Annotated in this window: 18 protein-coding genes; 5 read left to right on the top strand and 13 right to left on the bottom strand. The window is 35.7% G+C overall.

Features of this window, described 5'->3' with window-relative positions:
• Nucleotides 1-98: 98 nt before the first annotated feature.
• From B3L86_RS03740 to recR, 5 genes are all read right to left on the bottom strand, one after another.
• Complete coding sequence (locus B3L86_RS03740) at nt 99-1,490, bottom strand: UDP-glucose 6-dehydrogenase (protein WP_291115171.1); 1,392 nt, start codon at nt 1,488-1,490, stop codon at nt 99-101.
• 7 nt (nt 1,491-1,497) lie between these two features.
• A complete protein-coding gene (locus B3L86_RS03745; RefSeq protein WP_291115173.1) occupies nt 1,498-2,463 on the bottom strand; it encodes an SDR family oxidoreductase in 966 nt (321 codons plus the stop codon).
• An 18-nt stretch (nt 2,464-2,481) separates the two neighbouring features.
• On the bottom strand, nt 2,482-4,956 hold the full coding sequence (locus B3L86_RS03750) for an exopolysaccharide transport family protein (protein ID WP_291115175.1): 2,475 nt from the start codon (nt 4,954-4,956) through the stop codon (nt 2,482-2,484).
• A 5-nt stretch (nt 4,957-4,961) separates the two neighbouring features.
• On the bottom strand, nt 4,962-5,753 hold the full coding sequence (locus B3L86_RS03755; protein ID WP_291115177.1) for a polysaccharide biosynthesis/export family protein: 792 nt from the start codon (nt 5,751-5,753) through the stop codon (nt 4,962-4,964).
• A gap of 130 nt (nt 5,754-5,883) precedes the next feature.
• Nucleotides 5,884-6,504 (bottom strand): recombination mediator RecR, encoded by a 621-nt coding sequence (recR, locus tag B3L86_RS03760; RefSeq protein ID WP_291115179.1) that lies wholly within the window; start codon nt 6,502-6,504, stop codon nt 5,884-5,886.
• Nucleotides 6,505-6,619: 115 nt separating this feature from the next.
• On the opposite strand from recR, the gene B3L86_RS03765 reads away from it, so the two are divergent.
• Complete coding sequence (locus tag B3L86_RS03765) at nt 6,620-8,080, top strand: sodium:solute symporter (RefSeq protein WP_291115181.1); 1,461 nt, start codon at nt 6,620-6,622, stop codon at nt 8,078-8,080.
• Here B3L86_RS03765 and B3L86_RS03770 read toward each other — a convergent pair.
• Nucleotides 8,064-8,423 (bottom strand): CoA-binding protein, encoded by a 360-nt coding sequence (locus B3L86_RS03770; RefSeq protein WP_291115182.1) that lies wholly within the window; start codon nt 8,421-8,423, stop codon nt 8,064-8,066. The two genes, B3L86_RS03765 and B3L86_RS03770, sit on opposite strands and share 17 nt — an antisense overlap.
• Nucleotides 8,424-8,544: 121 nt before the next feature.
• Here B3L86_RS03770 and B3L86_RS03775 point away from each other — a divergent pair, with 121 nt between their 5' ends.
• The 4 genes from B3L86_RS03775 (at nt 8,545) to B3L86_RS03790 (ending at nt 11,655) form a co-directional block, all read left to right on the top strand.
• Nucleotides 8,545-8,973 (top strand): hypothetical protein, encoded by a 429-nt coding sequence (locus tag B3L86_RS03775; RefSeq protein WP_291115184.1) that lies wholly within the window; start codon nt 8,545-8,547, stop codon nt 8,971-8,973.
• A 65-nt stretch (nt 8,974-9,038) separates the two neighbouring features.
• Nucleotides 9,039-9,662, top strand: coding sequence for a MarC family NAAT transporter (locus B3L86_RS03780; RefSeq protein ID WP_291115186.1), 624 nt, complete (start codon nt 9,039-9,041; stop codon nt 9,660-9,662).
• Between the two features lie 47 nt (nt 9,663-9,709).
• The gene (locus tag B3L86_RS03785) at nt 9,710-11,131 is read left to right on the top strand and encodes an SDR family oxidoreductase (RefSeq protein WP_291115188.1); all 1,422 of its coding nucleotides are present in this window, start codon (nt 9,710-9,712) and stop codon (nt 11,129-11,131) included.
• A 215-nt stretch (nt 11,132-11,346) separates the two neighbouring features.
• On the top strand, nt 11,347-11,655 hold the full coding sequence (locus B3L86_RS03790; RefSeq protein WP_291115190.1) for a hypothetical protein: 309 nt from the start codon (nt 11,347-11,349) through the stop codon (nt 11,653-11,655).
• Between the two features lie 18 nt (nt 11,656-11,673).
• Here B3L86_RS03790 and B3L86_RS03795 read toward each other — a convergent pair whose 3' ends face one another.
• The 7 genes from B3L86_RS03795 to B3L86_RS03825 form a co-directional block, all read right to left on the bottom strand.
• The gene (locus tag B3L86_RS03795; RefSeq protein WP_291115191.1) at nt 11,674-12,060 is read right to left on the bottom strand and encodes a hypothetical protein; all 387 of its coding nucleotides are present in this window, start codon (nt 12,058-12,060) and stop codon (nt 11,674-11,676) included.
• A 60-nt stretch (nt 12,061-12,120) separates the two neighbouring features.
• A complete protein-coding gene (locus B3L86_RS03800) occupies nt 12,121-12,684 on the bottom strand; it encodes a DUF4256 domain-containing protein (protein WP_291115193.1) in 564 nt (187 codons plus the stop codon).
• Between the two features lie 48 nt (nt 12,685-12,732).
• A complete protein-coding gene (locus B3L86_RS03805; protein WP_291115195.1) occupies nt 12,733-13,170 on the bottom strand; it encodes a DUF1801 domain-containing protein in 438 nt (145 codons plus the stop codon).
• Between the two features lie 610 nt (nt 13,171-13,780).
• Entirely contained in the window at nt 13,781-15,208 is a 1,428-nt protein-coding gene (locus tag B3L86_RS03810) for a hypothetical protein (RefSeq protein WP_291115197.1), read from the bottom strand.
• Nucleotides 15,209-15,214: 6 nt separating this feature from the next.
• On the bottom strand, nt 15,215-16,396 hold the full coding sequence (locus B3L86_RS03815; protein ID WP_291115199.1) for a hypothetical protein: 1,182 nt from the start codon (nt 16,394-16,396) through the stop codon (nt 15,215-15,217).
• Nucleotides 16,397-17,196: 800 nt separating this feature from the next.
• Entirely contained in the window at nt 17,197-18,135 is a 939-nt protein-coding gene (gene ctlX, locus B3L86_RS03820; protein WP_291115201.1) for a citrulline utilization hydrolase CtlX, read from the bottom strand.
• Between the two features lie 85 nt (nt 18,136-18,220).
• Nucleotides 18,221-18,586 carry a four helix bundle protein gene (locus tag B3L86_RS03825; RefSeq protein WP_291115203.1) on the bottom strand — a complete coding sequence of 122 codons (366 nt, stop codon included), beginning with the start codon at nt 18,584-18,586 and terminating at the stop codon, nt 18,221-18,223.
• Nucleotides 18,587-18,648: the final 62 nt, after the last annotated feature.

Here is an 18,648-nt window from a genome sequence, read left to right on the forward strand (position 1 = left end):
CTCTGCGTCTTTGCGAGAAAAAAATCTGACTCCACAAGAAAAATCCGCCTCATCAGCGTTCCAACCCGCAACCCGCAACTTTCAAACCCGCAACTTTCCTAAGCCCCAATCGTCTGATACATAAACCCAAGCCCCGTCAATTCCTTCCCATCCAACAAATTCCTACCATCAAACACAAAAGCAGGTTTGTTCATCTTCTCATAAATGCGTTGCCAATCATACGTCTTAAACTCATCCCATTCCGTCAAAACAGCAATAGCATGAGCTCCTTCACAAGCCGCATACGGATCCGAAGCCGCTTGAAGCAAACGATGGTTTTCAGAAACCGAACGCGTAGCCAAATAATCCAAATCATCCAACATTTGTTTTTCAGAAACTTTAGGATCATACACCACTACATTGGCATGTTCGTTCAACAAATCATCAGCCACATAAATCGCAGCCGATTCTCGAGTATCATTGGTATCTTTTTTAAAAGCCCAACCCAAGAAGGCAATCTTTTTATCGGCCACCGTATTGTATAAAGTCGTCACGATATTTTTCGCAAAACGTCGTTTCTGATGGTCATTCATCAAAATCACTTGTTCCCAATAATCGGCCACTTCGTGCAAACCATAGGACTTAGCAATATACACCAAATTCAAAATGTCCTTTTGGAAACAAGAACCGCCAAAACCCACCGAACTTTTCAAAAACTTCGGTCCGATTCTACTGTCCATACCGATGGCTTTTGCCACTTCCGCTACATTAGCCCCTGTTTTTTCACACAATTCCGAAATGGAATTAATCGACGAAACCCGTTGAGCTAAAAAAGCATTAGCCACCAACTTCGACAATTCCGAAGACCATAAATTGGTAGTCAGAATACGTTCAGTAGGCACCCATCTCGCATACACATCCACCAACGCTTGAATGGCTTGTTGCCCTTCCGGAGTGGCGTCACCACCAATCAACACCCTGTCCGGAGCAAACAAATCTTCCACGGCCGTACCTTCCGCTAAAAATTCCGGATTGGATAAAATTTGATATTTCACCCCATTGCCGGTATTGTGTAAAATACTCTTAATCGCTTCCGCCGTTCGAACAGGCAACGTTGATTTTTCCACTACAATTTTATCGGTCTTGGCCACACGGGCAATTTGTCGGGCACACAATTCAATATATTTTAAATCGGCTGCCAAACCTTTACCGGTACCATATGTTTTGGTAGGCGTATTCACCGATATAAAAATCATTTCAGCTTCGGCAATTGCTTGATCCACTTCCGTTGAAAAAAATAAATTCCTACCTCGGGCTTCGGCCACCACGGCACTCAATCCCGGTTCGTAAATGGGAATATTTTCCACGTTGGGGTCGTTCCATTTCGCTATGCGTTCCACATTCAAATCCACTACCGTAACTTGAATATCCGGACATTTCTGTGCAATAACTGCCATGGTAGGACCACCCACATATCCGGCTCCAATACAGCAAATTTTTGTAATTTTCATTCGTAATTTATTTTAAGTTGTCCCAATACCATTTCACAGCTTCTTGTAAACCCTGTTGAAAGGAATATTGAGGTGAATAATTTAATAATTGTTGTGCTTTCGCAATACTCGCCAAAGAATGCGGTATATCTCCCGGACGATTTGGTCCGTGAATCACCGGTACCTCTGCAATAGCAGCATCAAACTCCGACAAATAGGTTTTTAACAACCCCACCATTTGCGTCAACGTCGTTCGATCGCCATAAGCCGTGTTGTAAACCGTATTCAAAGCCTCCGGATTAGTAGTCAGCATGGCCAACTCATTCATTTGAATCACATTGTCAATATAGGTAAAATCACGAGAATGATTCCCATCTCCATTAATCACCGGACTTTCATGATTCATGAACTGCATTACAAACTTCGGAATCACCGCCGCATAAGCCCCATTCGGATCTTGTCGTCTGCCAAATACATTAAAATACCGCAGCCCAATCGTCTCCATCCCATAGGTAGAACTGAAAATGGAAGCATACAATTCATTAACATACTTCGTAATTGCATACGGCGATAAAGGCTTCCCAATCACCTCCTCCACTTTAGGCAACCCCTCCGAATCCCCATAGGTAGACGAACTAGCCGCATAAATAAATCGTTTCACACCCGCATCACGTGAAGCCACCAACATATTCAAAAACCCACTCACATTTACGGCATTACTCACCACCGGATCCATAATCGACCGCGGCACCGAACCCAACGCAGCTTGATGCAAAACAAAATCTATCCCTTTAACCGCCAATTCACAATCCCCACCATTCCGAATATCTCCCGTAATCAATTGAAAATTTTCAAGTCCCAAAAAAGGAGCAATATTCTTATGATGACCGGTAGCAAAATTATCCAATACCGTAACATGATATCCTTTATTCAAAAAATATTCCGTTAGGTTTGAACCAATAAAACCCGCTCCCCCCGTAATTAAAATCTTCATTATATCCTGTTTTATTTCCTAACTCCCCGATTTATTCTTCTTAACGAACCGCGAGTATAGTTTAGCCAAAAAGCCTTGATTTTCATCTTTAACATGATAGCCACTTGCATAAGACCCGTAGCCATAGCCATAGCCGTAACCGTAGCCATATCCTGTTCCATACTTGGCCTTAGACTCATAACTATTAAAAATAACACTTACATTATTAATTTCTCCTCTTTCGCTGTGGTTGTTTAATAAATTCACCATGTCTTTTTTGGTATAATTTTGACGCATCACATAGAGCGTCACATCTGCATAAGGTGCCAACTCAATAGCATCTGCAACCAAACCAATAGGCGGTGTATCTAAAACAATGTAATCATATTTATCTTTCAACGAGTCCATCATTTCCTTCATACTATCACCCATAATCAACTCAGATGGGTTTGGTGGAATAGGTCCGGAAGTAATTACATCCAAATAGGGTATATGTGTTTTTTGAGTAATTTCTTCTAAACTTTTCTGACCAATCAGATAATTCACAATTCCAATATCATTTTTAACTTTAAAGTCATCAAAAATCCTTGGTTTTCGTAAATCCAAACCTAAAACAACCGTTCTCTTTTCACTCAATGCAAAAACGGTTGCAATATTAATAGAACAAAAGGTTTTACCTTCCCCACTAATGGATGACGTTACCATTAACGTTTTTGTTCCTTCAATATTTTTCTTTTTGTATAAAAACTGTAATGACGAACGAATCGCTCTAAAAGATTCTGCCAATGCAGATTTTGGTTTTTCAAAAACAGCCAAATCCGATTCTGTTGTTTTAATCCCAACCACACCTATGATTGGCACTTTTGTAAGTTTACTGATTTCTTCGGTATTCAAAATTGAATTTTCTAAAAAGAAAATGGTAAAAATGATGATAAGTGGAATTAGTAATCCCAGTAAAAAAGCGAGGATATAATTCACTCCGGTATTAGGGCCGATTTGTCCCTTACCGATATCTTTGGCCGTATCAATGAAATGTAAATCAGATAAATTGGCGGCTTTTACTATGTCGGCTTCGTTTCTTTTTTCAAGAAACTTGGTAAAAATAACATTGTTGAGATCAAATTTTCTAGTGATTTTCATCAACTCTTGCGTAGCAACCGGTAACTTTTTAATTTCATTATCAATTTGTCCCATCTTAGCATTGACTTGATTCATATCATAATCAAGTCCGGATTTGGCTGATTGTATATTTTCCAGAATTACTTTTTTCAACGCTTCGATGTCTTTATCAAAGTCTTTGAACAGCTTTTCATTTTTGACGGTATAGGCCATTTCTTCCCGTTCGGTTGAAAGCAGAATTAATTTGGACACATTAGCAACAATATTTTGATCTTCGATTCCAGCCACAGAGGGAGCCGGTAATTTTGAATAATCCGTACTCTTAGTTAGATAATTTCTAAGGTTATTGTAGTAGGCTATCTTTCTGTTAATGGCATCTTTTTGCAGTTCAAATTCCAAAAGGCGTTGACTTAAGGCTTGCCCACCGGATTCAATTTGAAAGACATCTTTGTCTTTGCTGAATGATTTCATTTCATCCTCATTCTCTTTCAGTTTATTACCCATATCCACTAAGGTACTATCAATAAAACTGATGGTGTTTGTAGCAAATTTATTTTTGCGATCTAATTGTTTCTTGATTAAGATTTCAACCGTTGCATTCAGGTATTTTACCAATCTGGCTTTATTGGTGCCTTGTAAGGTAAGTTTAATAATTGATGGAGCCTTAGGTTCAATATCGGTTTTAATCAATCGGTACTTTGACACTACATTATCAAAATCATTGAATTTGATATGGTATTTTTTATCGGTAATAAATCCCGGGTTTTGCGTAAGTTGAATTGCTATATTTAAAAAAGGCAAGTTGATCTTTTGGCCTACTTTATATCGCTTTTTTAAAGTACCTAATGTAGCAAACGTGAAACTTGCTTCTCTGGCGGCATAATTGTAAACACGCACCTCCTCATTTGTAATTGGGATTTCCAATTCAAATTCATTTTCATTTATAAAAGTAATGTCTATAAGCGTATTTAAAATTTGTTCTTTGTCTTTGGTAACTTCTACTGTAAAAGGTGTTCTGCCGTAAACATCCTCCATGTAGTATTTTCCTTTTTTTAGATAATCCAAATAGAATTCCAAACGCTCGACCACATCTTCATTGTGTGTTCGTGAACGAAGTGTCATGGCTACATTTTGCACTTGATCTGAGGTGCCTCCCCAATTAAAAATTAAACTGGTATTTGAGGTAAAAAGCGGATTGCTTTCTTCTTTTATGGCTATAGTATTGTCTAGAGCATAAATTTTTTCTTTTCTCACATTCACATTATAAGCCAATGTAAAAGCAATTAACCAACTGGCTAAAAACCACTTCCAATAACTGAGTGTTTTTATCAGAAACCCTTTAAAATCAAATTTATTTTGATTTTCAAAAAGCAAAAAGTCTTTTGAGTCAAGCATTTTTTTTATCTACTTGTTAATATTATTACCGTTGTAACCAAGGACAATATGCTGATTAATGTTGAAATGGATTGAATACCAGTTGTTCCCGTTCCCCATGATTTTTGTTTCAAAGGATTTACCAGAATATAATCGTTTGGTTGAATGTAATAATAAGGCGATTGCATTACGGAAGCATCTGTTAAATCGAGTGAATACATTTCAGTACCATGAGGCATTTGTCGAACTAACAACACATTTTTCCGGTCTCCCACCATGGTTATGTCACCGGCATTAGCAATAGCTTCGAGTATATTCGCCTTCTCCTGAAATAAAAGCTTTGTTCCCGGACTATTAACTTCACCATTGATTGTATATCGTAAACCACCTAATTTCACATTAACAAAAACGTTGGCTTCCTTTTTAAAATACTCGTCTAAAAGTCGTTTTTCAATTTCAATACGCACCTCATCGGTTGTGCTTCCCAAAACAAAAACTTCGCCCAATACCGGAACACGAATCGAACCATGATCATCAACGGTATAACCCTCAAAATATAAAGCTTGTTCACTTTGTAATCTTTGCCCACCCGTATTAGCTGAAGCTAAGAACATCTCGGATAACTTTTGATCTAAGGTTTTAATAGTAATCACCAACACATCATTTGATTGCACACGGTATGGTTTTTTTGAAACCTCATTTACGATTTGATTGGTTTGGGTATTCTTTTGTTGTAGATAGGTCAAATCACTTTGTGGTACGCAAGAAATGGAAAGAAGTACAGGTAAAAGAAATGCAATAAACAAGCTCTTATTCATTAGACAGCATGTATTAATATCAATTAAAAGATGGAAATAGAACAGAATAGGTTTTCCCAGAGCCGTAAAATTTCAGTTTTAGCAAACAAATATAGTTTATCCAAAGCAAAATCAAAAAACTTGCTTGTAATTAACTGCTTTTCAAACTATTTTCATAAGGTACTCGCTGCAGAATACTTCTACCCAAGGTTATTTCATCTGCATATTCCAATTCATCTCCAACAGCAATCCCTCTAGCGATGGTAGATATTTTTACCGCAACACCTTTTAATTGTTTGTAGATGTAAAAAACAGTTGTATCGCCTTCCATGGTTGAGCTCAAGGCAAAAATTAATTCGTCCACCCTGCCTAACTTTACTTTTTCTACTAATGAATTAATGTTCAATTGGCTTGGTCCGATACCTTCGATTGGAGCAATTTTTCCGCCTAACACATGATAAATTCCATTGAACTGCCTTGTGTTTTCAATTGCCATTACATCACGGATGTCTTCTACTACACAAATTAAGGATTGGTTTCGTCGTGGATTACTGCAAATGTCACAAACTTCCTCGTCGGAAATGTTATGACAACTTTTACAAAACTTTATTTCCTCTCTCATTTTCAATAAAGCTTCCGATAAAAACTTGACTTGCTCAGCTGGTTGCTTTAGCATGTGTAGAACCAAACGAAGAGCAGTTCGTTTTCCAATTCCGGGAAGTTGTGCCATTTCATTGACAGCTTGTTCAATAAGTTTTGATGAAAATTCCATAGTCACAAAAGTACATTTTTTTGTGAGGATTTAGAATCACTATCGCTATATTTTAATTTGAAAAGTTACGTCGTACAATTGCTTTTTGTATTTTGGCACTTTCAAATAAACACACATGGAACCTACTTCAATTTTATTGCTTATTCTTGGTTATTTCGGATTACTCATCTTAATTTCCAGTTTGATAAGTAAAAAGGGAGAAGGCAATGATGCTTTTTTTAAAGCTAACAAAAACTCCCCATGGTATTTGGTGGCGTTTGGAATGATTGGTGCGTCGCTTTCAGGAGTGACTTTTATCTCCGTTCCGGGTAAAGTAGAAGCATCTCAATTTGTCTATTTTCAGTTGGTTTTGGGTTACATTGTAGGGTATTTTGTGATTGGAACGGTATTGCTGCCTTTATATTACAAACTAAACCTAACCTCAATTTATACCTATTTAGGCGATCGGTTTGGTCGTTATTCTTATAAAACAGGTGCTTGGTTTTTTATCCTTTCCAGAACTGTCGGGTCAAATCTTCGTTTGATGTTGGTTGCTGATGTGTTGCAAACTTTAGTATTTGACAAATTGAATGTTCCTTATTGGCTTACCGTTACTGCTACCATTGCTTTGATCTGGGTCTATACCAATAAATCAGGAATTAAAACCATCATTTGGACGGATACATTGCAAACCTTGTTTATGTTAATTGCTGTTGTGGTTTGTATTGTGACTGTTTCACAAGATTTAGGTTTGAACATCTCCACACTTTCCGGTTTTATTGCGGAAAGTGACTTTTCTAAAACCTTCTTTTTTGAAGATGTGAGCTCGCCAAATTATTTCTGGAAACAGTTTTTATCCGGAACTTTTATCGCCATCGTTATGACCGGATTGGATCAGGATATGATGCAAAAGAACCTCACATGTAGAAGTTTAAAGGATGCTCAAAAGAATATGTTTTGGTTTACGATTGTGCTCACTTTTGTAAACTTTTTGTTCTTAGCTCTTGGATTGTTATTTACAGAATATGCTTTGAAATACAATATTGATGCACATAAAGACCAATTGTTTCCGATATTGGCGAATGAATACTTGGGCATTGGGGTTGCGTTCTTCTTTATCTTAGGATTAATTGCTGCTGCTTATTCAAGTGCTGATAGTGCATTGACTTCGTTGACCACTTCTTTTAGTATTGATATTTTAGAAATAGAAAAGAAGTATGATACGTTGAAACAGGTGGTTATTCGGAAACAAATTCACAAGATGTTTGTCTTGGTTTCTGTAATTGTTATTTTAGGATTTAAATATTTTGTGGAAGATGCCAGTGTGATTGATAAAGTGTTGAAATTCGCCGGTTTCACTTATGGTCCATTATTGGGGCTTTACAGCTTTGGTTTGTTTACCAAGTGGAATGTCAAAGACAAATGGGTTCCTTTGGTAGCTATAACCGCAGTGTTGAGTTCGATTGTTTTGAACTTGTATAGTGACGTTTGGTTTGGGTTTGCTTTTGGATTTGAGATCTTAATTGTAAACGGAATGCTTACTTTCTTTGGTTTACTCTTAATCCGAAAAAAGACAACTTTTAATACTGATTCGTAGAAAGTAAAACCAACGTGCAGGCTTCTTCAACCTTAATGTTGTTGATTCCTAACAAAGCATAAAATTCAGGGTTAGCAGTGCCGGGGTTAAAGATGACTCTTTTGGGTTTCAGGCCAATGATGTAGTTATAATAGTCTCTTTGGGCTACAGGATTGATGTAGAGCGTAACAGTGTGAATGTTTTTAAAAGGGATTTGTTTCACTTGAATTTTAACGCCTTTTAATTCGTCTATTTTTTTGCCAATAGCTACAACAGGATGTTCTTTTTCAAGTAAACTGTTGACAGCCATGTAAGCGTATCGTTCCGGATTGGTGGTTGCACCAATGACTAGTGTTTTTTTCATCTTATACTTCTATTGTGCAAAGGTACTTCTTTTTGAAGACTTTAATAATCATTGAACAACTATTAAAGCTATATTAACATTTGTTTTGTTTTTCAAATGATTTTGTAATTTTAAACAAAAAATGCTAGTCAATACTTCCTATAACGAGAAGAAAATTAACGAGGCTATCAATGAATTGGTTGGAAAACCATTTGGTTTAATTGATAACATCAAGCTCAACGGAATTGGTTCTCCCCGATTGGATATTATCAAAACAAGTGAAGAAATTGCGACGCTTCTCTCGTATGATAACAACCGTAATTTTTGCAACATTGAATTGCGACCAAAAGGAATAATCATTCGCTTTCGGTCGTTATTGGAGACTTTTTCGCTGGTGATTCCTTTTTATAAATTAGTGATTTTCAAACCGGGCAATTCGTTTACTTTTCATATGGATTATCATACTATTTCTGTTGATGCTCCGCCAAAAAATAAAAGCGTAAATGCGTTCATGGAAAAATTAAATCAATTTAAAGCTGAAAATTCTCCTACTTATATTGACGATTTATAGTAACTTTGTTTTATTGATTTGATAACCTAAGAAATTTGAGGTTGTCGTTATTTTGCAAAAAAACAATGGAACTATTTATCTACATTTTCGCTGCTCTTTTTTCGGTATTAAACCCGTTGGGTGCTGTACCTATTTTTGTTGGGTTAACGCAAGATTATACCAAATCTGAACGCTCAAGGGTTTCATTATTGACCGCCTTAAACGTTTTTATCATCTTGATTATCTCGTTCTTTATTGGAGAATATGTATTGAAATTTTTCGGCATCAGCATTGATGCATTGCGAATTGCCGGTGGTTTAATCATTGTAAGTTCCGGTTTTTCTCTATTAACGGGAAAGTTTAACAAAACCCGAGGTGTGAACAAAAAAGTAGAAAATGATGCTCAAACGCGTAACCAAATTGCCTTGACGCCTCTTGCTATTCCAATGTTGGCGGGTCCGGGTTCTATATCTTTGTTGATTGCATTTTATCAGGATTATTCAAAAATCAGTGAAAAGATTATTGCTGTTCTTGCCATTCTTGGTGTTGCATTAGTTATTTTCTTGGTCTTAAAAAGTGCTCATTACCTTTCCCGAATATTGGGAGCGTCAGGTATTGTGGCAATTTCAAGAATTATAGGATTTATAGTTATTGCTATCGGGGTGCAGTATATCAGTAGCTCTGTCGTAAACATCTTTAAAACAATTTAACGATTGTTCAATCGCTTTTCTTTATACCTTTAAGAAAATTAGCGTTCATGAAAATTCTTCTTACCGGAGCCAACGGTTATGTTGGTCGTCGTTTGTTACCTGAACTTTTATCGGCGGGACACGAGATTGTGTGTTGTGTTCGAGATAAAAATCGCTTGGCTTTAGACAAAGTTACTTTGGAAACAGTTACCGTTTGGGAGGTTGATTTTTTGGATGAAGTGGCTTTTAATCAATGTCCAAAGGGAGTTGATGTGGCGTACTATCTCATTCATTCCATGTCGTCATCAACTGAGGTTTTTGATACGATGGAATCAAAGGCTGCAGAAAATTTCAATCGTTACATGAACCATATCGGTGTAAAACAAGTGGTGTATTTGAGTGGCATTGTAAATAACAATACGCTTTCCAAACATTTGCAATCGCGAAAAAACGTAGAGGACATTCTATACCAAGGCAACTTTAACGTTACGGTGCTTCGTGCCGGAATTATTGTGGGTTCCGGAAGTTCTTCTTTTGAAATTATTAGAGATTTGTGTGAAAAACTTCCGTTTATGATTACGCCAAAATGGGTGTTGACCAAAACACAACCCATTGCAATCCGAGATGTCATTCAATATCTAATGGGAGTTTTGCTTCGGGAAGATTGTTATAATGATTCTTTTGATATTGGCGGCCCAAATGTATTGACGTATAAGCAAATGATGCAATTATATGCCAAGACCAGAGGTTTTAGAAACTGGATTTATACAGTTCCGGTGATGACGCCTAAACTCTCCTCGTATTGGTTGTATTTTGTGACTTCAACTTCCTATAAGTTGGCTATGAATTTGGTGGACAGTATGAAAATGGAAGTGGTTTGTAACGACAACCGTTTGCAGCAACTTTTAGGCATCAAACCGATTTCGTATGCAGATGCCATTCGGTTGGCTTTTATTAAAATTGAACAGAACTTAGTGATATCTAGCTGGAAAGATAGTTTAGTAAGTGGTAGGTTTGAACATAATTTATCTGAATTTATTCAAGTGCCCACGTTTGGTTGTTTGAAGGATGAAAAGAAGATGAAAATCGATAATCCGGAAAAGGTACTAGACAACATATGGACGATTGGTGGTGCCAAAGGTTGGTATTATGGAAATTGGATGTGGCAAATTCGTGGTTTTATGGATAAGTTGTTTGGTGGTGTGGGTTTACGAAGAGGCAGAACGCATCCCTTTCATCTGGAAAGCGGTGACTCGTTGGATTTCTGGAGGGTTTTGTTGGCAAACAAAGAGGAAAAGCGACTATTGCTCTTTGCAGAAATGCGTTTGCCCGGCGAAGCTTGGCTTGAATTTAGAATTGACGAGGATAACGTGCTACATCAGATTGCCACATTCAGACCGAAAGGACTTTTGGGTAGGTTGTATTGGTTTAGTTTGGTCCCGTTTCATTATTTTATTTTTGGTGGGATGATTCGGAATATTGGGAGGTAAGTTTTTTGGTTTCAAATTTTAGGTTGCGGTTTGAAAATCTTTCTGTTTTGGAACTGCTTTAAATTTTGGGATTGTTCATTATGATATTTTTTTAGATAGAAATAAAAAAATAATTGTTTTCACTTTGTAATTCAAAGTACTTTTGTATATTTGAATCGTTGTTGAAGTTGGATATCAATCATCTGTCCTTGTAAATTTAAAAAATCATAAAAAAAATGGAAAACAAATTAATTAAAATTACGCCAAACCAAAGACTTGCGATAATTGTCGGATTGGTTGGAGTGCTGTTATTGGTTCCGTTTGTAGCGATGCAGTTTACAGATGGAGTAAAATGGGATGCATTTGACTTTATCGCAGCAGGTGTATTGCTTTTAGGAACGGGTTTGTTGTGTGAATTGGTTTTAAGACTGGTTCGCTCAACTAAACATAGGGTGGTGTTGTGTGGTGTGTTGCTTATAATTCTCTTTTTGGTCTGGGCTGAATTGGCTGTTGGCGTTTTTGGAACTCGTTTTGCAGGAAGTTAAATGGTTCTTATTGCTACTCTAAAATAGTGCATCAATTAGTAGAATTCCGAGGGTGAAAGCTAGCGGAGCTAGTAAACGAAGGTATATTGGCTTTAAAGTTTTGGCAAAGTTGCGTGAAAGTTCGTGGTGTTTTTGTCTCGGAATACAATATAACACCAAGGAAGTGGCAATCATAAAACTACCTATTACCTGAAACGCTATGGGATATTTTGATGTAGCTGCGAGATAAATCATAGCAGCTGCAGGAACCATTCTCAAAGTAATTTCTGTATAGTTGATTGCGTTTGTACTTCCGGCCAAGGCAATCCATCTTCGGAAAAGAGTAGGTTTTATGAGCATGACAAAACCGCTAAAGATAAAAAGAAGTCCGAAACTGATGATTATTGTTTTTGCTAGGATTTGCATGGTTTTTATGCTATTTTTTGCAGTGTTCTGCGTTTTCTTATCGTCTATTAGATGACATTACTATACAATTACTATTCCTCTGAAACCTCTTGCTGCATAATAGGATTCGGCTCCGTTATGATACGTAAAAACTCTTCCGTATCGGGTGTCACCAAAAATGGCTCCTCCTAATTTTCTGATGGGTTCCGGCGTAAGAAGCCAACTTGAGGTTTTTTGGTCAACGGGTTCAAGTTGTTGTAACTGGGCATATTGTTTTTCGGAAAGAAGAGTAATATTCATTTCTTTGGCCATCCCAACAGCACTGTGTTTTGGTTTGTATTCTTTACGAGAAGCTAATGCCGCCGGGTCATAACAAACACTTCTTCTTCCTTTTGGACTTTCTGAGGAGCAATCGCAAAAAGTATATTCATTGGTTTCGGGATTAAATGCTATCACATCGGGCTCGCCCCCGGTTTCTTCCATTTGATATAAAGACCACAGTTTATTGGGATTTTGTTTCAGCTTTTCTTTTATAGGTAACCAATCAAGATTTGGGTGGCGTTTTTTGTTTTTTTCAAAACGTTGGTATAAGGTTAGAATCAATTCCTCGGTTTGGTTTGGGGTTAGTTGTTTTGTAGTACTCATTTGATTGGTAGTTTTGATTGTTTTAGTGTAACGATATCTATTTGGATATTATTTTGTATGGCAAGCACATTCATGATGTTCATTTAGATAGGCTATCGATTCCATGCAAAATTTTTCGAGTACCATTAGGTCAATGTCTGATAATTTTTTGATATAAATACACCCTTTTGTTATTCTATATTTGCCTAGCTTATCAAGAAGAGGTGTGCTTTGTTCTGATGGCGTATATACGTATAATGAAAAAGCAGCTTTTCTGGGAGAGAAGCCAATTAAAGGAGCGTCACCTTGATGACCACTGGCGTATTTGTAATGATAACTACCAAAACCAATGATGCTTGGCCCCCACATTTTAGGTGGAAAACCAGACCATTCTTGCATCAATTCTATTAATCGAAAACTGTCTTCTTTTTTGGAATCGTTTTCTACGAAACTGTGGATGAAATCAGTTGGGTTGATTGCTGTTTCATGGGTTTTATTTTTTGTCATGGGTTTATCTATTTTAAAAGCTTATTCTTCTGTTCAGTTATTCAAAAATACAAATTTTGTTAGGTAGTTTATTGTGATTGATTTTTTAGTTCTTTGATTCTGTCGTTAATAGTTTCTATTGTTGAAGACATGTGTAAGAAAAAGCTAGGTTAATGACAGTAAGAAATTAAAAGTTTTTATATTTGGTTTATTTATTGATTATCATCAGTTTAAATTCCTGAAATTTAATCATGAATGCAAAATATTTAGTTTTTTCAATCATTAGTTTACTCATTAAAATTTATAGATTTCAGAACAAAAGCGATTTTTTAAATTCTTAAATCAACTTCATTGTAAATTACTAAAAATATTTTCTCCAATGAACCTACCTAAAGCGAAAAAAGCAAGACCAATTTGAATGAAACGACGTTTTATCTATATAAAATTTATTCTAATATTTGGGCTTTTTAAAATCTACTAGCACAAGAAACTAAAATCGGATAAAGTAGTTAAAGATTTGATTTGATTCACTTATGGAACAGAGCAAGTAGGGTTAAATCAGTAAGCAAAAAACCGATTAAATATAGCATTTGTACTACATTTAATCGGTTTTTTTAATAAATTATTGACCTTATTTTACATCAGAAAACGTTCCTACTGCCATTTGTGTTCTGTCATTAGCGGTAGTAATCTTAGCGAACAAGAATTTATTTGTATCAGGGAAATAATGCAACAACTGATTGATATATTGTATGCGTTTTCCCGAATAGGCATCGTCATGGAAATGAAATCCAATTGAACTGCTTAATTTTTCATTGTTAAAAAGGTATTCCCATTTGTAAAAACCATTATCAAATCCTGTATGAACATACCATTGTCCTTTTGCATTTACTAAACCGTAGGCATGATACAAATCGGCTTCGTTGTTGCTGGAAGAAGGGATTGACTTCATTGATTTTAATACCCCTTCAAAGTTTAAAGTGATCAAAAACGACGGGCCATATGTGAATTTCTTCTCAGGAAAACCCATTGTTCCAGGAGTGGGTTTAGGTGTAGCATCTACTTTAGCTTGCGTAAAAATTGCTATTTCATTGTTTTGCATAACAATATATCGAAAGTTTACTTCTTTAATTTTAGCAACAGAATTAAAACCATCAATTCGGTTGTTTTGTAGTATTGTACCTGAACTCAAATCATAAAGAAGTAAGTCGCCAAAATCACCTCGTCTAATTCCTTTAGTTGTATGATTAAAAGCCAACAAATAATCTTGGGTTTCAATTGAAATAGCAACCGGTTCATGGATATTGATATTTTCGCCGATTTTCAATTCATTTTGCTCATTTTCAGAAATGACTTCCAAATAATTATCCTGTTTATGACTGTTTGGATTTCTCACATAAATTGCTTTACCGGAATTGGTTCCAATTATATGATGCGTTAAAAAATCATTAGTGAATGTTATTTCTTTTTTCCATTCAGTAGTTAAACTACTTCCATTTAACACCATTAATTGATTTACTTCCGGTTCTTTTCTTGACAAACCTGTCATGTAATTTACAAAGAAAAAAGCTCCGTTTTCAGACTTAACTACTTTCACATTACCTGATTTAAAAACTGAAGTTATGGGAAAACCCATAATTAATGTACTGGTAAACTTTTTAGTAGTTTTATCATAAACGTGTTGGTAGACCTCATCTCTTTTCGATTTTCCAGAATAACTTTGTGTAAAAACTACTGCTTTCTCTGAGCCAATAGCAAATGACCCTATAAAGTTATGTAAGGTTCCGCCTCCCTCCAAAACCGGAAAAGGATGTGTAATTGTTTCAACTAGTGTGTTCTTTTGATCAAATTTTCGAAGAATGATTTGATTATTGGCTAATCCTAGTCCTGTTTTATTTACTGCACTCAACAAATAGTAATTGTAGTTATCTATCAAAACAAATTTGGGATCTAATTCACTTTTTGTATCATAATCAAACTTCTCACCAAATTCAGCTTTTTGTGCAACTGTGGTTCCCACTGCAAAAATCAGTAATATCAATAGTAATCGAATATTCATAATGTCTTACTTTTTATAAATTTCGCTTTCTAATGCTTTCAACTCATTTTGCTCATCGTAGCTCAATTTTAAGCCAATGTAGTTTTCTTGAAATTCATTCAAGTATTTTTCAGCATCTGCCTTGCGGTTCATACCCAAATTTAAACGGATTAGATTGAAATAAATATATCTTCCAATTTTAGCATTCAAAACTGACTTTGAATCTTTTTTAAAATCTACTTTAGTTAGTGTATCCAACCAAATATCGATTCCTTTTTGCATTGCAGTAACCGCTGCTGCTGTTCTTTCCGGTTCTGAAGGTTGTAATTTTTTCAAATTGGTAGTTACAAAAACATGTGCTTTTTCCAAATCATCATACTCTCCTTTGTTTTTTACTTTTTCCAATTTTATTGTTTTTTTCATCGATTGGAAACCGAAATTATCATTCAAATATTGGTTTAAAAACGCAACTACTTTGTTCAAGTGATTCTTTTCTTCCAAAGCTTTGTTGATATTATTGCTAGGCGAAGAAGATATGAATTTAAACTCCTCGAAGAACTTGGTATTGATTTTTTCTACACCATTTACTTTCACCACAAGGGTGGTAGGTTGGTTGGCGAACGTTTGTCCGGCATTGTCTTGAAATTGCACCTCGCTGATGTTAACTGCTACATCCAAATAACTTCCATCTTTTGTAAAACCTTCCACATTTATTTGCGAAGACAAAACACTATTGTTTACAATAATGTGGTCGTTTAAGTTGGGTTCTCTATAAACCGGTGGAGTTGGTTTCACATATACCGGCTTGATTGGATTTACTAATTTTGGGTTTTTTCCTTGTTCGGTCATTGTTAAACGCTCAAGCATGGAAAGTTTTTTAAATTCCGCTGATTCCATTTCAAACTTTTCTTTTGCTTTTACCACTTCCTCATCGTGGTCGACTAATTTTTGTTTAAATTCTTTTTCGCTGTTGGCAAGAACAGTTGAATAATTATCTAAAGCTGCCTGATGATCTGCTTTTGATTTTTTAATTACATCATCAGCAGTTACATTATATGGAGAGGTAACCGTTACTTTCAATAATCGGTTGGCAACATCAATGTTTTCTTTGGGTTGTTTCAAAATCAAAAAATCTATGTTTTCAGATGAGATGTTTTGGCTGAAACCATAACTTGTAATCAATAGTAAAGTAAGAAATAAGTGTTTCATTTGTAATGAATTAAAAATTTTTGCAAAGGTAGTTTTATTTATTAACCCACGGAAGTAATTCAGTGCTTTTAGAATTATTTTTATGATTTAGTTCTGTTAAAGTGTTTTATTTAACGGCATCTCCAGTTCTCTTTTATCAATGAGTAACGTTGTAATGAAATTGTAATTATAGATGGTTTTTACGTCAAGATAGACACTCTTGCGTTGAGAGGAGAATATTTTTGGAAAGGATTTTAAAATTTATTTTTTATGCGAAATTGGTGAAGGTAGCCTACTTTACAAATTAAGTATACCCTAAACGAATAAGACAAAAACCGTCACAGCTATGACACTAGAGCAGGTTTTTCAAGACAAATTAATAAAAGTAAAAGATAAAGTTACTGTTATTGGAATCCGGTTGTCAAAAATGAACTATCTATGGAAGAGTTATTATCTTTTGCCGACAATCAAAAAGCCACCTACAAAGCAACTAGTATTGAAACCATTAAATAATGAACCAAAAAAGTTCCGACTATAGCAGACGAAAATTTACTTACTAGTAATACAAAGGCTTTAAAAGACCATGAGTGAATAGCGTTGCCATGATGAAATGAATATTGATTAAATTGGAAGTATTTTGATGCCAAATTAGAGACATTCGAGTAGCTTCGTGCTATTAAGGAAGGTTTTACGACTGATTTTCTTAAGATTTCCTAACAAAGGGATTGGTGTGGAGTTGGGTAGTTGTATGCAATTTTAACAAAAAAATCCAAAGACCTGATGTATTTGGATTTTTTAATATGAATTTAAAAATAAGAAATCTATTCTGCTACAGGAAGAAAAACCTCGGCCATCATACAACGAGCACTTCCACCACCACAAGCTTCAATGGTATCTAAACTGGAAGAAATGATTTCGCAGTGTTCTTCGATTTTGTGAAGTTGGGCTTTAGTCAAACTTTGATGAGCTGAATTACTCATGACCAAATAACGTTTGTTGTCTTTTCCTTTGACTTGCAGCATGTTTCCTGCAAAGTTGTTCACTTGCTCTTCAGTGATTAGAATGATGTCTTTTCCGTCTGCACGAAGGTTGTCAAGGACCATTTTTCGTTCTTTTTTGTCATCGATACAATCTGCACAAATCACAGCAAATGTTTCGGCTAAACACATCATAACGTTGGTATGATAAATGTGTTTTCGCTCACCATTCACAGTTTGGTAGGCTTCAAAAATGACCGGAGCCAAATCAAAATCTTCACAAAATTCAATGAATAATTCTTCATCTGCACGTGGTGAAAGAGCACAATAGGCTTTGGCATTGTCACGGTCTAAGAGTATGCTTCCTGTTCCTTCCAAATAATAGCCATCGTCTTCTGCGGAAGTATAGTCCATGATTTCGTTTATAACAAAACCTTTATCTTCAATGATGTCTAAAATGTCTTCTCTGCGTTCTAAACGACGGTTTTCGGCAAACATAGGATATAAAGTTACATCACCGTTTTCATGAAATGAAATCCAATTGTTTGGAAAAATACTGTCGGGCGTGTCGGGATCTAAGGTATCATCAACAACAATCACGTTCACTCCTACTTTTTGAAGTTTTTCTACAAATGCATCAAACTCTTGTTGAGCTTTAGCATTTACGGTAGCCGGTGTTGTATTGTCAAGTACTTTTTGATAGTAATTATTTACGGCCGTTTGCTCGTTCATTCTGAAGGCAACGGGACGGATCATGAGGATGGTGTTTGTTGTTTGGTTCATTTTTTCTGTTGTCTGTTATCGGTTGTCTGTTATCGGTTGTCTGTTATCGGTTGTCTGTTATCGGTTGTCTGTTGTCGGTCTTTGGTTATTTCCAGTTTTCTTCTACATATTTTATAAAAGTAAAAATTTTTGCTCCTAAAATATCATACTCTTCAATAAAAACGTCAATACTTGGCACAACTCCTTTGTATAATCGACTAATTTTAAAAAGGTGGTTTTTTGTTTCTAGGCAACTGCCGTGACTAAAGACTAAAAATCGGATAAATTCTGCTTTGTATCTTTTTCGTCCATAGCCCTCAACGATGTTTGAAACTACGGAATCGGATGATCTTCTTACTTGGCTTCCTAACTCATATAATTCATACTTTGGTAATAATAATGAGGCTGGATGAACCCTAAAAAATAAGTCTAAACTCAATTGGTAAATGTCTAAATCGTTATAACTCTTCATGGCTTATAATTAAATTTTATTGGTTTATATTTGGTACTAATTTACCGATTTCAGTTATCGGA

The sequence above is a fragment of the Flavobacterium sp. UBA6135 genome (genome assembly GCF_002428305.1).
Classification (GTDB): Bacteria; Bacteroidota; Bacteroidia; order Flavobacteriales; family Flavobacteriaceae; genus Flavobacterium.

What these genes read in the sequence shown, in the direction of transcription:
- B3L86_RS03765 (WP_291115181.1), top strand. Translation starts at nt 6,620, where the DNA reads ATGGAACCTACTTCAATTTTATTGCTTATTCTTGGTTATTTCGGATTA.
- B3L86_RS03795 (WP_291115191.1), bottom strand. Translation starts at nt 12,060, where the DNA reads ATGCAAATCCTAGCAAAAACAATAATCATCAGTTTCGGACTTCTTTTT.
- B3L86_RS03805 (WP_291115195.1), bottom strand. Translation starts at nt 13,170, where the DNA reads ATGACAAAAAATAAAACCCATGAAACAGCAATCAACCCAACTGATTTC.
- B3L86_RS03785 (WP_291115188.1), top strand. Translation starts at nt 9,710, where the DNA reads ATGAAAATTCTTCTTACCGGAGCCAACGGTTATGTTGGTCGTCGTTTG.
- B3L86_RS03750 (WP_291115175.1), bottom strand. Translation starts at nt 4,956, where the DNA reads ATGCTTGACTCAAAAGACTTTTTGCTTTTTGAAAATCAAAATAAATTT.
- B3L86_RS03740 (WP_291115171.1), bottom strand. Translation starts at nt 1,490, where the DNA reads ATGAAAATTACAAAAATTTGCTGTATTGGAGCCGGATATGTGGGTGGT.
- B3L86_RS03745 (WP_291115173.1), bottom strand. Translation starts at nt 2,463, where the DNA reads ATGAAGATTTTAATTACGGGGGGAGCGGGTTTTATTGGTTCAAACCTA.
- B3L86_RS03775 (WP_291115184.1), top strand. Translation starts at nt 8,545, where the DNA reads ATGCTAGTCAATACTTCCTATAACGAGAAGAAAATTAACGAGGCTATC.
- B3L86_RS03755 (WP_291115177.1), bottom strand. Translation starts at nt 5,753, where the DNA reads ATGAATAAGAGCTTGTTTATTGCATTTCTTTTACCTGTACTTCTTTCC.
- B3L86_RS03780 (WP_291115186.1), top strand. Translation starts at nt 9,039, where the DNA reads ATGGAACTATTTATCTACATTTTCGCTGCTCTTTTTTCGGTATTAAAC.
- B3L86_RS03770 (WP_291115182.1), bottom strand. Translation starts at nt 8,423, where the DNA reads ATGAAAAAAACACTAGTCATTGGTGCAACCACCAATCCGGAACGATAC.
- ctlX (WP_291115201.1), bottom strand. Translation starts at nt 18,135, where the DNA reads ATGAACCAAACAACAAACACCATCCTCATGATCCGTCCCGTTGCCTTC.
- B3L86_RS03825 (WP_291115203.1), bottom strand. Translation starts at nt 18,586, where the DNA reads ATGAAGAGTTATAACGATTTAGACATTTACCAATTGAGTTTAGACTTA.
- B3L86_RS03810 (WP_291115197.1), bottom strand. Translation starts at nt 15,208, where the DNA reads ATGAATATTCGATTACTATTGATATTACTGATTTTTGCAGTGGGAACC.
- B3L86_RS03790 (WP_291115190.1), top strand. Translation starts at nt 11,347, where the DNA reads ATGGAAAACAAATTAATTAAAATTACGCCAAACCAAAGACTTGCGATA.
- B3L86_RS03815 (WP_291115199.1), bottom strand. Translation starts at nt 16,396, where the DNA reads ATGAAACACTTATTTCTTACTTTACTATTGATTACAAGTTATGGTTTC.
- recR (WP_291115179.1), bottom strand. Translation starts at nt 6,504, where the DNA reads ATGGAATTTTCATCAAAACTTATTGAACAAGCTGTCAATGAAATGGCA.
- B3L86_RS03800 (WP_291115193.1), bottom strand. Translation starts at nt 12,684, where the DNA reads ATGAGTACTACAAAACAACTAACCCCAAACCAAACCGAGGAATTGATT.